General features: G+C 41.0%; 8 protein-coding genes, 6 tRNA genes and 2 pseudogenes. 1 reads left to right on the plus strand and 15 read right to left on the minus strand.

All coding sequences use genetic code 11. From position 1 onward, the window contains the following. Window positions 1-280: 280 nt before the first annotated feature. From H5202_RS09100 to H5202_RS09170, 15 genes and pseudogenes are all read right to left on the minus strand, one after another. The gene (locus tag H5202_RS09100; RefSeq protein WP_443019391.1) at window positions 281-1,444 is read right to left on the minus strand and encodes an alginate export family protein; all 1,164 of its coding nucleotides are present in this window, start codon (window positions 1,442-1,444) and stop codon (window positions 281-283) included. Between the two features lie 179 nt (window positions 1,445-1,623). Continuing rightward, window positions 1,624-2,212, minus strand: a pseudogene (locus H5202_RS09105) (ATP-binding cassette domain-containing protein); the annotation flags it as partial. A gap of 81 nt (window positions 2,213-2,293) precedes the next feature. Then, complete coding sequence (locus H5202_RS09110) at window positions 2,294-3,424, minus strand: sodium ion-translocating decarboxylase subunit beta (RefSeq protein WP_182771802.1); 1,131 nt, start codon at window positions 3,422-3,424, stop codon at window positions 2,294-2,296. A 9-nt stretch (window positions 3,425-3,433) separates the two neighbouring features. Next, window positions 3,434-5,212, minus strand: coding sequence for a sodium-extruding oxaloacetate decarboxylase subunit alpha (oadA, locus tag H5202_RS09115; RefSeq protein WP_182771803.1), 1,779 nt, complete (start codon window positions 5,210-5,212; stop codon window positions 3,434-3,436). Between the two features lie 13 nt (window positions 5,213-5,225). Beyond that, window positions 5,226-5,468 carry an OadG family transporter subunit gene (locus H5202_RS09120; RefSeq protein WP_182771804.1) on the minus strand — a complete coding sequence of 81 codons (243 nt, stop codon included), beginning with the start codon at window positions 5,466-5,468 and terminating at the stop codon, window positions 5,226-5,228. 614 nt (window positions 5,469-6,082) lie between these two features. Continuing rightward, window positions 6,083-6,159 (minus strand) — tRNA-Arg (locus tag H5202_RS09125). Between the two features lie 73 nt (window positions 6,160-6,232). Further along, window positions 6,233-6,324 (minus strand) — tRNA-Ser (locus H5202_RS09130). Window positions 6,325-6,332: 8 nt separating this feature from the next. Further along, window positions 6,333-6,409 (minus strand) — tRNA-Arg (locus H5202_RS09135). Between the two features lie 27 nt (window positions 6,410-6,436). Then, window positions 6,437-6,513, minus strand: a tRNA-Arg gene (locus tag H5202_RS09140). 27 nt (window positions 6,514-6,540) lie between these two features. Next, a tRNA-Arg gene (locus tag H5202_RS09145) sits at window positions 6,541-6,617 on the minus strand. A gap of 22 nt (window positions 6,618-6,639) precedes the next feature. Beyond that, window positions 6,640-6,731, minus strand: a tRNA-Ser gene (locus tag H5202_RS09150). 1,443 nt (window positions 6,732-8,174) lie between these two features. Next, a complete protein-coding gene (gene csrA, locus H5202_RS09155; protein ID WP_011636538.1) occupies window positions 8,175-8,372 on the minus strand; it encodes a carbon storage regulator CsrA in 198 nt (65 codons plus the stop codon). Window positions 8,373-8,831: 459 nt separating this feature from the next. Then, window positions 8,832-11,456 (minus strand): alanine--tRNA ligase, encoded by a 2,625-nt coding sequence (gene alaS / locus H5202_RS09160; RefSeq protein ID WP_182771805.1) that lies wholly within the window; start codon window positions 11,454-11,456, stop codon window positions 8,832-8,834. A gap of 798 nt (window positions 11,457-12,254) precedes the next feature. Continuing rightward, complete coding sequence (recA, locus tag H5202_RS09165; RefSeq protein ID WP_182771806.1) at window positions 12,255-13,322, minus strand: recombinase RecA; 1,068 nt, start codon at window positions 13,320-13,322, stop codon at window positions 12,255-12,257. Window positions 13,323-13,456: 134 nt separating this feature from the next. Further along, a pseudogene (locus tag H5202_RS09170) lies at window positions 13,457-13,708 on the minus strand (DNA recombination/repair protein RecA); the annotation flags it as partial. Window positions 13,709-13,993: 285 nt separating this feature from the next. Between H5202_RS09170 and mutS the strand changes: the two are divergent. Beyond that, window positions 13,994-16,591 (plus strand): DNA mismatch repair protein MutS, encoded by a 2,598-nt coding sequence (mutS, locus tag H5202_RS09175; RefSeq protein WP_182771807.1) that lies wholly within the window; start codon window positions 13,994-13,996, stop codon window positions 16,589-16,591. The last annotated feature ends 58 nt before the right edge of the window (window positions 16,592-16,649 follow it).

The following is a 16,649-nucleotide window of genomic DNA, read 5'->3' on the forward strand; positions in this document are numbered from 1 at the left end:
TGGTGATGATGGTGAGCATGCATTATGACTAAAGTTCTTTAGATTATAAATTGATTATGCAGGCAGTGAATTTTATCTAAGCCAGTCTAATTTCGCACCGCTAGAGACAACGGATTAGCGGCAATTTTAGGCGATGAATAAGAGAGTAGCAGGAATCGTTAACTGGCTTGGTTGAGCCTAGGAGGGTAAATATATTTCAAAACTGGACACAAAAAAAGCAAGGCAAAAAAAAATAAAGCGAGTATCAATTGATACTCGCTTTATTCACTAGCTTGTCAAATTAGAACTTAGCGTTTGCCCAAAGCCACACTTTATCAGTATCAACTTTACCGGCTCCAGCGTCGCCTGCTGAATAAGCGGCATATTTAACACCTACGGTGTAATTTTTATCAATTGGTAAACTGAATACAGCGTCAATTTCGTCGCCTAAATCGTTTACCGTAGCGCTTGATTCGTCAGCTTCAAAATCATGGTAAACCAACGCCCAATTACCACCAACAACACTACCACCAATAGACACATAGGTATCAGCTAGCCCTTGGGCTGGCGTCCCTAAAAATTGATCCGACCAGCCATTAAATGCGTGTAAAGTGGCAAGCGGTGTTGCAAAACCATATTCACCATTATCAGACCCAAGCAGCTCGTAACCTAACTTGACGGTCAGCCCGCTAAAACCTACGCCAATTTCGCCCAATAAATAATCAGCAGAATAAGATGTGGTTGCGGTATCGGCATCTTGTGTGGCGTATTCTACCGTATAAAGTAGTTTGATTTTGTCGATATCTTTAGCGCCAGCAAAGCGCACGCCATAGGTGTCAACGCCGTTATCAAAGTTGGTATCTTCCTCAAGCAGATAGCCGTAAGCACTTAGCTTACCCAAGCCTGAATTATATGATGCATTGATGATGTGATCTTTTGAATCGATGTCTTTTATTTCTGCAAAAATACGGTTGCGTTTGTAGATATAGCCATAGTCAACGCTAAAGTCATTCATTACATATTGCATAGTAACGGCATCGAATGTTTGGCGATCTTGACGCCAGCCAACATGGCCGATAAAACGTTGGTTATCGATAGCAATCACTTGACGCCCAGCTTTAGCAGTGAAACCATTACGCTTATATTGTAAGAAAGCCTGGTCTAATTCAGTTGTTTCAGGGTCTGCAATCACAGAGTAATCAGCATTGTTGCCAATCGCGTCATTATAATCATTAACCCCTGCTAAGCTGCGTGAATCCTCAAATTCAACCAGAGCTGTTAAGCCGTAATATTCAGCGGTAGCAAAGGTTAAACGAGTCCGAAGTGTCAATGCATCAGCATCTTTTAACGCATTGTCTTGATCGACAGATTCATAACGCAAATTCAAATCTACATTTGCTGTTCCCTGAGTCACTGCATCAGCAATTGATGTGACTTTAACATCGGCTGCAGAAGCATTTCCCATGGCAAGTAATAGTGAACAACTGAGTACTGATAAGGCACATTTTTTTGTAAAGGCAGAATTTAGGCAAGCCTTATCCGCAACTTGACTCACAAGCAGTTTTTTATTCATCTTACATCCCAAATAGTTATTTTAAGTTAAGTTATCAACACGCTGTAAAGCGTAACAGTGCGACTAGCAAACTAACTGTTGCTTACTTTAACGGCTTCATTAATTGGTGTCTGTGATTTATCTTGCATTTTAAATACTTGTTTTGTTGCTGACAGTGATTCTCTCTTGCGTTGTTTTTCATACAGGATTTAAGTACCTCAGAACGCCGTAGGTTGTACTCAGTAACTTGAGCTAATGCTAGGCGGTTTCTTGGACTTTGAAGGTCAACCATAAAAATTTCATCCACTGTGGCTTCTGGACCATTGGTCATCATGACCATGTTGTCAAACAACAACACGGCTTCGTCGACATCGTGGGTAATCATAATCACGGTATTATTTAACTGACTTCGGGACTCCATTAACGAGTCCTGCATGTTTACTCGTGTTAACGCATCTAATGTTCCAAATGGTTCATCCATCAGCAACACCTCCGGTAGCATAGCAAGCGTCCTTGCAATACCGACTCGTTGTGTCATTCCACCAGAAATCTCTCCTGGACGTTTATGCATTGCATGATCCATATGCACTCATTGCAGATTATGCTCAACTACTGTTTCATTTCTTTTTTGCTCATTTTACCGGCAAAAAATTGTTTTACGGCAAACTCAACGTTTTGATACCGTAATTGCGTTACCATTTAAATCCATCGAAAAAAAAAGCCAATGCAAAGGCATTGGCTTTTGGATCATCTAGTAAATTTTTAGCCTAGTACTGCCAGCAAAACACCTGCAGCAACAGCACTGCCCAGCACACCAGCCACATTAGGGCCCATAGCATGCATGAGTAAGAAGTTTTGGTTGTTAGCCTCTAAACCTACCTTATTAACCACACGAGCAGCCATTGGTACGGCAGAAACGCCAGCGGCGCCAATAAGCGGGTTAATTTTTCCGCCAGAGAGTTTACTCATTAATTTAGCCATCAATACCCCTGAAGCAGTACCAATACTAAACGCAACCGCGCCAAGGATTAAAATACCCAGCGTTTCAATACGCAAAAATTGATCGGCTGATAACTTAGACCCAACAGCAAGACCTAAAAAGATAGTCACTATGTTGATTAACTCGTTTTGCGCCGTTTTAGATAAACGATCAACCACGCCCGATTCGCGCATTAAATTGCCCAAACAGAACATGCCAATTAATGGGGTTGCAGCAGGTAAAAATAAAATGGTTAATCCTAGTACCATCAGTGGAAAGATAACTTTCTCTTTTTTACTGACTTCACGCAATTGTTCCATTTTAATTTCACGTTCTGCTTTAGTGGTCAGCAGTTTCATGATCGGCGGCTGAATTAATGGCACTAGTGCCATGTATGAATATGCAGCAACCGCAATCGCACCTAACAATTCAGGCGCCAGTTTAGACGCTAAGAAAATTGCCGTTGGACCATCTGCTCCACCAATAATGGCAATAGCTGCAGCATCTTGCATACTAAACTCAAATCCTGGCACCCAATTTAAGGCAATAGCACCTAGTAATGTAGCAAAAATCCCAAATTGTGCCGCGGCCCCTAACAATAATGTTTTAGGGTTAGCAATTAGCGCCCCGAAATCTGTTAATGCACCTACTCCCATGAAGATGAGCAATGGGAACACCCCAGTCTCAATCCCGACATGATAGGCGTAATACAGTAAGCCACCTTCATCGGTAAAACCTGCATTAGGAATGTTGGCTAATATGGCACCAAATCCGATAGGTAATAATAATAACGGCTCAAAACCTTTGATTATCGCTAGAAATAACAATAAACAACCAACAGCCATCATCAGCAGTTGACCACCAGTAAAGTTAGCGACACCCGTTTCAGCCCAAAAAGCCAATAATCCTTCCATTTCGACCTCTTATGCTAGTGATAACAATGTTGAACCTACAGTTACACTGTCACCCTGTTTAACCGCTAACTGAGTTACAACACCATCTTGTGGGGCACGAATTTCGGTTTCCATTTTCATCGCTTCAAGGATAATGACCACTTCACCGGTTTTAACAGCTTGACCATTATTGACTAACACTTTGAAAATATTTCCCGATAATGGCGCAGCCATAGTGCACTTAATCTCACCCGCTGGTGCTGAAGTAGCTGTTGCAGAAGCTGACGTAACCGGTGCTGCTGAAGCTGGCACAATATTGCCTATTTCTCCACCTTCGCTCACCTCGACCACAAAATGTTGACCATCGACATCGACGGTATACGTTTGTGCGCCTTTATCGGCTTTCACTTGTAAATCATCTGCACTTGGAACAGGTTCAAACGCATCCGGATTGCCACGATTTTTAAGAAACTTAAGACCAATTTGATTAAACAATGCATAAGTCATTACATCGTCATCTAATTCTGCAGCTAAACTAAAGCCTTGTTCTTTGGCTGCTTCTGCAAGCTCGACACGTAACTTATCAAGTTCTGGTGCAATCAAATCTGCTGGACGACACGTAATAGGCTGCTCGCCTTTTAGCACTCTGGCTTGCAACTCGGCGTTTACTGGCGCTGGTGTCGCACCATATTCGCCTTTTAGTACACCTTCGGTCTCTTTAGTCATCGATTTGTAACGTTCACCCATCAGCACGTTGATTACTGACTGTGAACCAACAATTTGCGACGTAGGGGTAACTAAAGGTAAGAAGCCAAGATCTTCACGCACCCGCGGGATCTCTTCAAGCACAGCATCCATTTTGTCTGCTGCACCCTGCTCTTTTAATTGGTTTTCCATATTGGTTAGCATACCGCCAGGTACTTGAGCACGTAAAATACGTGAATCGATTCCCTTCAGTGCACCTTCAAAACGGACGTATTTTTTACGCACCTCACGAAAATAGGCTGCTATCTCTTCTAGCAACACCATATCGTAACCGGTTGCCCTGTCGGTATCTTCAACCATTGCCACTAACGTTTCGGTAGCGCTGTGGCCGTAGGTTTGGCTCATTGAAGATATTGCAGTATCAAGCACATCAACACCTGCTTCGATGGCTTTTTGATATGTAGCACCGCTTAGGCCCGTAGTGGCATGACAATGCATCGACACCATTAAATCCGTTTGTGATTTTAATCGACTAATGAGGTCATAAGCTTGCATAGGCTTAAGTAAACCCGCCATATCTTTAATACATAAAGAGTCTGCGCCCATATCTTCCAGGCGCTTAGCCATATCAACCCAAGTATCAATGTTGTGCACTGGACTAGTCGTAAATGAAATGGTCCCTTGAGCGTGGCCGCCAACATTTTTAACCGCTTTAACTGCAGTTTCAAGATTACGTACGTCATTCATTGCGTCGAAGATACGAAATACATCAACACCATTAGTATGAGCCCGTTCAACAAAACGCGTCACTACATCGTCGGCATAATGTCGATAACCTAATAAATTTTGGCCTCTAAGCAACATTTGTTGCGGAGTATTAGGCATGGCTTTTTTCAATTCGCGAATACGATCCCATGGATCTTCGCCTAAATACCGAATGCATGAATCAAAAGTTGCGCCCCCCCAAGACTCTAGTGACCAAAAGCCTACTTTGTCTAATAACGGCGCTATGGGTAACATATCGTCAATACGTAAACGTGTTGCCAATAATGATTGGTGTGCGTCACGTAGGACGACATCGGTTAATGCTAATGGCTTGCTCATAATGACTCCAAATTTATTTAGCGCGGTATTGATGTATCGCAGAGGTAATAGCGGCAACCAGCTTAGGGTCTAAGACGTTATGTTTAGGTGTATTAGAACTTACTGTCGCGAGCCTAGGAACATCTACTGGGGGCGGAAAAAGCTTGGCAATAATACCAATACCGATGATTAAGATACTCAAAAAAATAAATACTAAGCCCATGCCCATTACCATGATGCCTAGCGCATCGGATAACTGCTCAGATATCGATGTCATGTGTCCTCACTTTATCTGTTAAACATCAAACCAATGCGTTGGCTTTTATAAGCCATCAATCAATGCGCGATGTCGGTGCAATATTTTAAATCGTGCACCAAGACAACTGCATTCTTAACGACCACATAAATAATTTGAACTATTCAAGAAGCATAAATATTCAAACTCAACGCTTATTCAATGAAGTTGTATTTCATGGTAAAAACAGCAAATAGAGGCTGCCAACCTAAAACTCTGTCACAAAATATAAACAATTTATAACAACAATGCTATCTTTTTGTAAATTGGTCTTACCAAAAGAGTGAAACTAAATCATTCCAAATCAATAAAACACAAAAATAATAATGATAAAATGAGGAATCCTCAGTAAATTCAGTAAAGATACCTTTAAAATAATAAAGTCATAATGCGATGACAAACCTTACCCATACTTTATTGGTTTAACACATTGAAAAAGTGGATGATTAAATATGACATAGATAATAAGTGAATAAAGATGTAAATATCACCTTTAATGGGATAAAGCGGCGGTTGTTAGATGAGGAAAATAATCTCAGGACGGGACAAAATTAACCCAAAAAAAAGCCCTGCATTGATGCAGGGCTTTTTTATTATGGTGCGCGTGGGAGGAGTCGAACCTCCGACCGCCTGGTTCGTAGCCAGGTACTCTATCCAGCTGAGCTACACGCGCAAAATCGGTAAAACAAGCCATTCATAAATATTGCTATCGCCTGCACATCAAGTACGTGACGTTATTTAATGAATGGCGGAGAAGGAGGGATTCGAACCCTCGATGGGATTTAAAGCCCATACTCCCTTAGCAGGGGAGCGCCTTCGGCCACTCGGCCACCTCTCCGCAATATATGGTGCGCGTGGGAGGAGTCGAACCTCCGACCGCCTGGTTCGTAGCCAGGTACTCTATCCAGCTGAGCTACACGCGCATAAATTGGGTTTTAGTGAAACATGAATGGTGCGCGTGGGAGGAGTCGAACCTCCGACCGCCTGGTTCGTAGCCAGGTACTCTATCCAGCTGAGCTACACGCGCATTCATATTTAACACTTTAATAGATAATGGTGCGGATGGGAGGAGTCGAACCTCCGACCGCCTGGTTCGTAGCCAGGTACTCTATCCAGCTGAGCTACATCCGCATCGTATATCTATTGTAAGAAATGGCGGAGAAGGAGGGATTCGAACCCTCGATGGGATTTAAAGCCCATACTCCCTTAGCAGGGGAGCGCCTTCGGCCACTCGGCCACCTCTCCGTTTCTTGGCGCACATATTACTGTTTGATGAAAATAAGTCAAACCCTTTTTAGGAAACCTAACTTCATTTGGAGTGTTTTTAAGCACATTGGAGATAATAGACTCAAATCTTGATGAAAACCGTAGAATTTTGATGAATATTCTTTTTAATTTACAGACATAATCTCATTAAGACTCTGTTCATCCGATCCGGTTTTAAGATTTTTCCCGATCATATAATTGAAAGCTAAGTTGATTTAAATAACATAGATCCTTCCCACTGGACGATTTATACTCGCAATGTAGTGGTCAGCACGTATTAAGCAATACAGATAAATGTCACATTGAGCAATTTGGGGATGTTAATTTGCTACGGCTTGCACGAACTTACGATGAATTTAAAGTGGTCAACAATTATCATTACAATTCGAAAAACATGATTAACAAACCAAATTTAGATAATGACTTATTAAAAATGGCTTGATACCGATTGTTATCGAAAAATTGTACTATGTGCAATTCAACTCTAGTGAAGCTAATGCATTAGACAAATGGCAAATATGATGACATATCATTTATTGATGCGTTCAATAAACTTAATCCGTGTCGCACAACCACCTTGTGCGAGCCTCATCCATGCCACTTCAATCTTTTATCAACTTAACTATTAATCGTCCATTTTACTTCGATAACCTCAAGTTTAAGCTTTGAGGCACCTTAAGTGAGAGCTAACTTAATATCAGCGCCGAATAACAGATGCGAAAATAGATAAAAGTGAAAAAGTTAACTGGTAGTTCACATTCCAATTGACCCGTTATTATATGAACTGGGGGCTTAATTGGGGTATGGACTCGTGGCTAATTGAGCGTAGTGATACTTAACTAACCTCAACTCGAGTTAAGAGATGGGATATGTAAGGCTAAATGACAATATTCAGCCTATTTCATATCAAACCTGTCATTTATTTTGCGAACGAGACACATTGGCGCGTCAATATCTAGCCTAATGCTACAAAGTTTGCGAGACAAAGGACTGTTTGATAACCCTTTATTGTTACTGGCTGAGGTTAACTAGCTGAGGTTAACTAGCAAATCGTTCAACTAAATGCATCACAAAAAAAGGGTTATGTGATGACGATGAAAATTTAGAGATAAGATTAACGAATAAGTATTGAACCTGAACTCGGGATAAGATACGAAGATATGATAATAAAGATCATAGACTTAGACGTTTATCGCTATCAAACTTGTCATTTGTTTTACTAACAAGGCGAATTGACGCGTCAATAGCGGGTCTATTGCAAGTTAATTCAACACCGTTAGCAAGACAAAGGGCTGTTTGAGAGGCGTTTGTTATCCCGAGTTCAGGTTATTGAGTAAACTAAAGCGGAAATGCCACTGCAATGCAAAAAACAAAAAAGTCAGCAAATGCTGACTTTAATGATATCGACATAAACTATCGAAGTTAGTAATTACCACCTTCAGAAGGGGTACCTGACTTCTCAGACTGAATACGTTGGTAGATCTCTTCACGGTGAACAGATACTTCTTTAGGTGCATTAACACCAATACGAACCTGATTACCTTTAACACCTAGTACAGTAACGGTGACTTCATCACCGATCATTAATGTTTCGCCTACTCGACGAGTCAAAATTAGCATTCGACAGCTCCTTTAAGTTCAATCTGCATAACACGCTTTGTCCGTAATATGCGCTCATTATAAGGTCTGCTTTACATAAAATCATAGTATCAATTTCTGAATACATCAGTTTATAAAGCAAATTCTCTTAGGAAATCATAAAACTTGACGATTAGTCGTCTTTTAAAACGGGATTACCGTAAATTATTAACATTAACGGTATAAGACTCAGTAGCTAAACAATCCAATACGGCAAACCAACAACAAAAACGATAGGAATTGAAAAGCAATATTACATTAGAGTACTACACATACGTACAATAATAAGCATTGTCCAACGCTAACAATCCTTTTAAACGCTTTTACTGTTAGCAAGTTAGTTCACTATGCCAAATCTACTCATAGCACTCAAGTTATAAAGTCACATATCTTAGACTTTATAACTCAATTGCCATAAAAAACGCTAATCTACAGATTTCATTAACTTAAACGTTCGTTTACCCAGGGCTCTACAAGGGCTAACGCTGCGGCTAAATTCTCAGGTTGAGTACCGCCAGCTTGTGCCATATCAGGACGTCCACCGCCTTTACCGCCAACATGCTGTGCAACCATTGCGACTAACTCACCCGCTTTAACCTTCTTGGTTAAATCGTTGCTGACCCCAACAATTAAATTCACTTTTCCGTCTTTAGCAGTACCGAGCACAATAATCGCAGATTTTAACTTTTGCTTCAGCTCATCTTGTAAACCACGGAGTGAACCTGGGTCAATACCATCAAGCTGCTTAACTAAAAGTTTAACACCATTGATCTCAACCGCATCACCGGCCATATCGGCACTGGCAGCGGCGGCTAACTTATCTTTTAATTGAGATAAATCTTTTTCTAATTGCTTCACTTTATCTAGCTGAGCTTTTAACTTAGCCACTACTGAAGCACTATCGGATTTCAACAGTTGTGCGGCTTCATCCAACATGGATTGCTGTTCGGCAATATAAGCCATTGCAGCAATACCTGTAACAGCTTCAATACGACGCACACCTGCGGCAATACCGTTCTCAGAAGTCATTTTAAATAAACCAATATCACCAGTACGGCCAACATGAGTACCACCACACAGTTCGATAGAGAAATCACCCATAGTGACAACACGTACTTGGTCATCGTATTTCTCACCAAACAATGCCATTGCACCTTTTTCTCTGGCTTCATCAATGCCCATTTCAGTGGTACAAAGTTCGTGGTTTCGACGAATTTGGGTATTAACCAAATCTTCTACAGCTTTCAATTCTGATGGCTTAACCGCTTCAAAATGAGCGAAGTCAAAGCGTAAACGCTCAGGATTAACAAGTGAACCTTTTTGGGACACATGTGAGCCTAACACCTGACGTAATGCAGCATGCAATAAGTGGGTAACAGAATGATTTAATTGCGTACGATGACGTAACTTTTTATCCACTTGTGCAGTTAACTGCTGGCCTATCACTAATTGACCTTGAGCTAATTGACCTTGGTGCCCCGAAGCTGGACCAAATTTTTGAGTGTCTGCAACGGTAAATACTACGCCATCAGCTGTCAGCTGACCTTTATCACCAACCTGTCCACCTGATTCAGCATAAAATGGAGTGTTGTCTAGTACGACGACGGCATCTTGACCCGCTATCACGGTATCAACCGCTTTACCGTCAACATATAAAGCAATCACATTAGGCTGACCAGTTAACTCGGTATAACCACTGAATGAGGTTTCTGCATCGATAATTAATTGGCTATTATAATCAGCGCCAAAGTTACCGGCCGCTTGTGCACGGCTTCTTTGCTCAGCCATTGCTACCTCAAAACCTGCCTCATCAACGTTAATATCACGTTCACGACAAACATCTGCCGTCAAATCAACAGGGAAGCCATAGGTGTCATACAGTTTAAATAACGTCTCGCCATCTAAAAGATCACCTTGCAGGCTATTCAACGCACCATCTAAAATAACTAAACCGCGTTCTAGAGTGCGAGCAAACTGCTCTTCTTCCGCTTTTAAGGCCTTCTCAACAATAGCTTGAGTTTGTTTCAAGCCAATAGCGGCCTCGCCCATTACGCTAATAAGTGTTGGCACAAGTTTGTAGAAGAATGCTTCGTTAGCACCTAGCTTGTTACCATGACGGACTGCACGACGAATTATACGGCGCAACACATAACCACGACCTTCATTTGATGGCATAACACCATCGGCAATTAAAAATGCACATGAACGAATGTGGTCAGCAATTACACGGAGAGATTTATTTTCTAAATCAGTGACACCAATAATTTCAGCTGTTTTAGCGATAAGTTGTTTAAAAATATCGATTTCGTAATTTGAATGCACACCTTGCATAATCGCAGCTATACGCTCAATACCCATGCCTGTATCAACAGAAGGTTTTGGCAAAGGCAACATTTCACCGTCGGCTTGACGGTTGTACTGCATAAATACAATGTTCCAAATTTCAATAAAGCGATCACCGTCTTCTTCAGGCGTACCTGGGCGGCCACCCCATATATGATCGCCATGGTCGTAAAAAATCTCACTACAAGGACCACAAGGACCGGTATCACCCATCTGCCAGAAGTTATCTGACGCAAAAGCTCCACCTTTATTATCGCCGATGCGGATCATGTTTTCTGCTGGCACACCTATTTTTTGAGTCCAAAGATCATATGCTTCATCATCGGTTTCATAAATAGTCACGCAGAGACGTTCTTTTGGCAGCTTGAGCGTTTCAGTTAAAAAGGTCCATGCAAAACGAATTGCATCTTCTTTGAAATAATCGCCGAAACTGAAGTTACCTAACATTTCAAAAAACGTATGGTGACGAGCGGTATAACCCACGTTGTCTAAATCGTTATGTTTGCCACCTGCACGCACGCAGCGTTGAGAGGTTGTCGCACGAGTATAATTGCGCTTATCCATGCCGAGGAACACATCTTTAAACTGGTTCATACCTGCATTGGTGAATAACAGTGTTGGGTCATTTGTGGGAACAAGCGAGCTGCTATCAACAACCTGATGTCCGTTATCTTCAAAGTACTTTAAAAAAGCGCTTCTTAACTCTGCTGTAGTCTGAAACATGAAATGGCCCTGAATATAGAAAATACGAAAGTAACGAGCTTGGCATGCAAGCCTGTAAATGTAAGCATTATATACTGAATTTACGTCAATATGCGAGATGAGTGGCTCGATTATCCTCTTCGCAGAAACCGATAATAATAGTTGTTAATAAGCTGTCTCATTGACTAAGCTTAAGTAGCATAAGTCTGGGTAATAAACGCTTCTCAAACAACCTCCTGCCCTACTAACCGCATTGGGCTAACTGACAATAGGCTATTTATTGCCTGTCAATTTGCTTAATTTAGCAAAACAAATATTGAGGTGGACAGGCTGGTTAGCAATAATGGTTTTTATCGAGTTCGGCCTACTCTTCAAATTTAAAATGAGCTAAATTCAGTTTAATTGATTTGAATAATTAGCCGCTATTAACTATTACGATAAAACAACAGTCTTGGATAGGAATAAACTAGCTTTAAAAATATATGAGATAACAGCAGATCTAGCAGGTAGTTTATTGCAGGATTTGATTTTACACGCTAAACACTAAATGCCAAGCACTTAGTTATTGAATATAAACAAATTAAGCAGTGTTAACATTAAGGTAGTTTAAGCTTATTGAAAGTAATGTAGAGTAACAGCAATGTCATAACAACGGCTGAAATTCACAATAGTCGAGTACATGAATTTTTAGCATATCAATGATTAAGCGGTGTAGTTTTTAGCTGGAAGTTATTAGCGGTATAAATATCTGGAGATTTTAGGGGAATATTCGCGGCGCGCAACATGCGCTACCGCGATAGATGTAACTGACTGGCTAGTTTAAAATACTTCACCCGTTTCGAGATCAATATTCTCATCACTTTCTGTTTTTGAATCTGATGCATTAGCACCACCATTCAATAACATAGCACGTAATGTGGTATTAATTTCGCTGGCAATAACTGGATTTTCAGTCAAGAACTTACCTGCGTTAGCACGGCCTTGACCAATTTTCTCGCCTTTGTAGCTATACCAAGCACCCGCTTTATCAACTAACTTATGCGCAACGCCTAAATCGACTAACTCACCAGTACGGTTAATACCTTGTCCATAAAGGATTTGGAATTCAGCTTGCTTAAATGGAGCCGCAATTTTGTTTTTAACCACTTTAACGCGAGTTTCATTACCGACAACTTCGTCGCCATCTTTAATGGCACCAGTACGACGAATATCTAAACGTACTGAAGCGTAGAACTTAAGTGCATTACCACCAGTAGTTGTTTCTGGGCTACCAAACATCACACCAATTTTCATACGAATTTGGTTAATAAAGATAAGCAAAGTATTTGATTGCTTAAGATTACCAGCAAGTTTACGCATTGCTTGGCTCATCATACGAGCAGCAAGGCCCATATGTGAATCACCAATTTCGCCTTCAATTTCAGCTTTTGGCGTTAATGCAGCAACAGAATCGACCACAATAACGTCTACAGCACCTGAACGAGTCAAGGCGTCACAAATTTCAAGAGCTTGCTCACCAGTGTCTGGTTGTGAACAAAGCAAGTTATCAATATCTACGCCTAACTTTTTCGCATAGATAGGATCCAATGCATGCTCCGCATCAATAAAGGCACAGACCTTACCTTCTCGCTGCGCAGCAGCAATAACTTCCAGTGTTAATGTTGTTTTGCCGCTACTTTCGGGGCCGTAAATTTCGACGATTCTCCCAAGGGGAAGTCCGCCTGCACCTAACGCGACGTCTAATGAAAGTGAGCCGGTAGAGATAGTTTCAACATCCATTGTGCGGTCTTCGCCCAACTTCATGATCGAACCTTTACCGAATTGCTTTTCAATTTGACTTAACACTGCGGCAAGTGCTTTTTGTTTATTTTCATCTGTTTTAGACATGTTATAACCCTTGCATATTTTTTGGTTTAAGGTGAATATTTATTCACCATCACCACTTGTTAATATATACAGCTCATATCAAATTAGTATATTGGGAACGCTATGAACCGGTTCTTTGCGTCTAGCTTGTTCTAGGCAGCGATTAAAGAGGGGTTTAATCTAGGTGAACCACTTAAAGTTTGGCTTTGATAAATTTCAACGATACGTCCCATTGGTAATCCACCTGCACCGAGTGCGATATCCAATGAAAGCGAACCGGTAGAGATAGTTTCAACATCCATTGTGCGATCTTCGCCCAACTTCATAATTGAGCCTTTACCAAATTGCTTTTCAATTTGGCTTAAAACGGCGGCTAGCGCTTTCTCTTTATTTGGATCAACCTTCATTATAAAACCCTCTTAAGGCATTCAATACGTTTAGTAAAATGCTATTTCGACTTAGGTGAAGTGATGTGAATCATTTCAATATGTTCATCAGTATACTGTATAGTCATACAGTATCAAGTGCTGAGCTGATTTTTTTTTTAAGCTTTGAGATTTGCTCATTTACATCAATATTTTATCTTCATAAAATTTTTTGTATGAATCTATTTATACGCTGAGGGCAAATATTGTTAAGATTAGCCCCATAAGATTTACGTCCTACCATTGATTAATAGTGAAGTGTTCATAATGACAGTGATTGATACCAGTGATTTAGAAAAACACACCCCGATGATGCGCCAGTATTTGGGCTTAAAAGCAGCCCATCCTGATATGTTATTGTTTTATCGAATGGGTGATTTTTATGAATTGTTTTACGATGACGCTAAACGCGCTTCTGAAATGCTTGGTATTTCGCTAACAGCTCGTGGAAAAAGCGGTGGTGACCCTATTCCCATGGCTGGCATTCCTTATCACGCAGTTGAAGGCTATTTAGCAAAATTAGTTAACATAGGCCAGTCTGTGGCCATTTGTGAGCAAATTGGTGATCCAGCGACATCTAAAGGCCCAGTTGAACGTCAAGTAGTGCGTATTGTTACCCCTGGAACCTTAACCGACGAAGCTCTGCTGCAAGAAAAACAAGATAATTTATTAGCAGCGCTCTATCAAGGTAAAAACGGTTTTGGTTACGCAACTTTAGATATTTCATCAGGCCGTTTTGTCGTGGCTGAATTACCCACCCGTGAAGCTCTAGAAGCCGAATTACAACGCACTAATCCAGCAGAATTACTTTACAGTGAAGACTTTGCTGACATGTTATTAATCAATAACATGAAAGGTATTCGTCGCCGCCCAGAGTGGGAGTTTGACTACGACACCTGTATTAATTTATTGCTCAATCAGTTTGGTACTAAAGACTTACATGGTTTTGGCATTAGTGATGCCCGATTAGCGTTACAAGCTGCAGGCTGTTTAATGCAGTATGTAAAAGATACCCAAAAGATGGCATTACCGCATATCAATTCAATTGTGCGTTTTAATCAATCAGAATCCATTATTTTAGATGCAGCGACTAGACGTAATTTAGAGTTAACTCAAAATTTGTCTGGTGGACGTGAGAACACTCTCGCGTGGGTATTAGATAATACAGCAACCCCTATGGGTAGCCGTATGTTACAACGCTGGATCCATGAACCATTACGCAATCGTCAAACAATCCAACATCGCCATAGTGCCGTCAGTGAACTGATTGAACGAGACTTATATCAAACGTTACATGAGCAACTAAAAAGCTTAGGTGATATTGAACGTATTATGGCTAGGTTGGCACTACGCAGCGCCAGACCGCGTGACTTTTCACGTTTAAAGCAAGCGCTAACACTTCTGCCTGAAATCCAGCAAACATTAGCAATATGCCAACAACCTCGATTAAATACGTTAGTGTCGTTACTTGGCGAGTTCCCTGAACAACACGATTTATTAGAACGCGCTATTGTAGACAACCCTCCCATGTTAATTCGTGATGGTGGTGTTATCCGTACTGGCTATAATAATGAGCTAGACGAATGGCGTAAGTTGAGTGAAGGTGCCAGTGATTATTTAGTCGAGCTTGAAGCTCGTGAAAAACAACAGACAGGAATAAACACCTTAAAAGTCGGCTATAACCGAGTTCATGGTTACTATATTGAAGTTAGCCGTTTACAGTCAGATAGAGTACCACTGAGCTATCAGCGCCGTCAGACATTAAAAGGCACCGAGCGTTATATCACTCCAGAATTAAAAGAATACGAAGAAAAAGTACTCTCAAGCCAGGGCAAAGCACTTGCGCTTGAAAAGCAACTTTGGGAACAGCTTTTTGACTTACTGTTACCTAAACTACAAGAATTACAGCAATTTGCAACGGCTGCTGCCGAGTTAGATATATTAAGTAACTTTGCAGAACGTGCACAATTATTTAATTACCAATGCCCACAAATGACTCACGATATTGGTATTAATATTGATGCAGGGCGCCATCCAGTTGTTGAGCGAGTTAGCCAAGCAGCATTTATTGCTAACCCAGTAGTGTTAACACCACAACGCCAGATGCTTATCGTCACGGGACCGAATATGGGTGGTAAGTCAACTTATATGCGTCAAGTGGCACTAATAACATTAATGGCACATATCGGCTGTTTCGTTCCAGCTGACCATGCTGAAATTGGCGAGATTGACAGAATTTTCACTCGAATTGGTGCATCAGATGATTTGGCATCAGGCCGATCAACCTTCATGGTCGAAATGACCGAAACAGCTAATATCTTACATAATGCAACAGCAAATAGTTTAGTGTTGATGGATGAAATTGGTCGTGGCACATCTACCTATGATGGTTTAGCTCTCGCTTGGTCTGCTGCTGAATATCTAGCGAAAAATGTGAGTGCACTGACATTATTTGCCACTCATTATTTTGAGTTAACTCAATTGCCCGAACTGTTACCATCAGTGATTAATGTGCACTTAGATGCAATAGAACACGACGACACCATTGCGTTTATGCATTCAGTACAAGAAGGTGCGGCAAGTAAAAGTTATGGCCTACAAGTTGCGGCCCTTGCGGGTGTACCAGCATCTGTCATTAAAGCGGCAAAGCATAAACTTCATCAGCTTGAAAATAGAGATATGACTATATCGCAACAGAATCCAACTCAAGTGAGTATGAACTTATTACCTCCAATACCAGAACCGTCACCTGTGTTGGAAAAGTTAGCTAAAATTAATCCAGACGAGTTAACACCTAAACAGGCTTTAGATTATTTATATGAGTTGAAGCGATTAAGCCACTCGGGCACCGAATTCCACAAATAACTGGCTAAGTGTTTTTTTGGACTCTGGAAGCCTACAAAGGCTTCCATTTCAATAACAT

This window comes from Shewanella sp. SG41-4, from assembly GCF_014164505.1.
GTDB lineage: Bacteria > Pseudomonadota > Gammaproteobacteria > Enterobacterales > Shewanellaceae > Shewanella.

What these genes read in the sequence shown, in the direction of transcription:
- H5202_RS09100 (WP_443019391.1), bottom strand. Translation starts at nt 1,444, where the DNA reads ATGGGAAATGCTTCTGCAGCCGATGTTAAAGTCACATCAATTGCTGAT.
- H5202_RS09110 (WP_182771802.1), bottom strand. Translation starts at nt 3,424, where the DNA reads ATGGAAGGATTATTGGCTTTTTGGGCTGAAACGGGTGTCGCTAACTTT.
- oadA (WP_182771803.1), bottom strand. Translation starts at nt 5,212, where the DNA reads ATGAGCAAGCCATTAGCATTAACCGATGTCGTCCTACGTGACGCACAC.
- H5202_RS09120 (WP_182771804.1), bottom strand. Translation starts at nt 5,468, where the DNA reads ATGACATCGATATCTGAGCAGTTATCCGATGCGCTAGGCATCATGGTA.
- csrA (WP_011636538.1), bottom strand. Translation starts at nt 8,372, where the DNA reads ATGCTAATTTTGACTCGTCGAGTAGGCGAAACATTAATGATCGGTGAT.
- alaS (WP_182771805.1), bottom strand. Translation starts at nt 11,456, where the DNA reads ATGTTTCAGACTACAGCAGAGTTAAGAAGCGCTTTTTTAAAGTACTTT.
- recA (WP_182771806.1), bottom strand. Translation starts at nt 13,322, where the DNA reads ATGTCTAAAACAGATGAAAATAAACAAAAAGCACTTGCCGCAGTGTTA.
- mutS (WP_182771807.1), top strand. Translation starts at nt 13,994, where the DNA reads ATGACAGTGATTGATACCAGTGATTTAGAAAAACACACCCCGATGATG.